Annotated in this window: 1 pseudogene; it reads left to right on the forward strand. The window is 68.7% G+C overall.

The annotated features are described in order from the left end of the window. Positions 1–109 precede the first annotated feature (109 nt). A pseudogene (locus tag ACSLTV_RS36110) lies at positions 110–878 on the forward strand (transposase family protein). The last annotated feature ends 19 nt before the right edge of the window (positions 879–897 follow it).

Here is an 897-nt window from a genome sequence, read left to right on the forward strand (position 1 = left end):
GAGCCCTTTCCAACCTCATCGTGCAGTCGGGTAGTTGGGCTGACAACATGGTGAAGCCCCTGGTAGATGGGCTTTCGATCAAGAGAACCGTCTCCACCAGAGGCTTCACGTGCTTGTCTACCCGTCGGGCGTTGACGTGTCCAGCTCTGCCCTCCGCTTCCTCACGCAGCAGTTGCGGCGGCATCGCCGTGCGATCGGCTCCCGCTGGCGGCGCCTGAGTGCCGGCCGCCAGGCCCTGCTCACACTCGCCCACCTGCGGGTGGGGCACACCTATGCGCAGTTGGCGGCCGGGTTCTGAGTGGGCACCACGACGGCCTACCGCTACGTCACCGAGGCCGTCGAACTCCTGGCCGCTCTCGCCCTGGGCCGGCCTGACCGACGCGGTGCGGACCGCGTCGTCGAAGGCGTACCTGATCCTGGACGGCACCCTCCTGCCCATCGACCGCATCGCCGCGGACCGCCCGTTCTTCTCCGGCAAGCGCAAGAGGCACGGGATGAACGTGCAGGTCCTCGCCGACCCCTTCGGTCGGTTGCTGTGGGCCTCACCGGCCCTGCCCGGCGCCGTCCACGACATCCGCGCGGCCCGTGAACACGGCATCCTCGACGCTCTCGCCGACGCCGCTATCCCGTGCTGGGCGGACAAGGCATACCGGGGCGCCGGCGGCACGGTCCGCACCCCGTACTGGGGCCGGTGGGAGACCCTCTCCACCAGCCAGAAGGCGGTGAACCGGTCCCACGCGAAGATCCGCGCCCTCGGCGAACAGGCCGTCGCCACCCTCAAGTCCTGGCGGCTGCTGCGCAAGCTGCGGTGCTCGACCACCCGGATCACCAAACTCGTCCAGGCCGTCCTCGCCCTTCATCTGACCAGCTCAGAGTGAGGATGGAAAACGCTCACTG

Source organism: Streptomyces sp. bgisy159, assembly GCF_965341775.1.
In the GTDB taxonomy this organism is placed as follows: Bacteria; Actinomycetota; Actinomycetes; order Streptomycetales; family Streptomycetaceae; genus Streptomyces.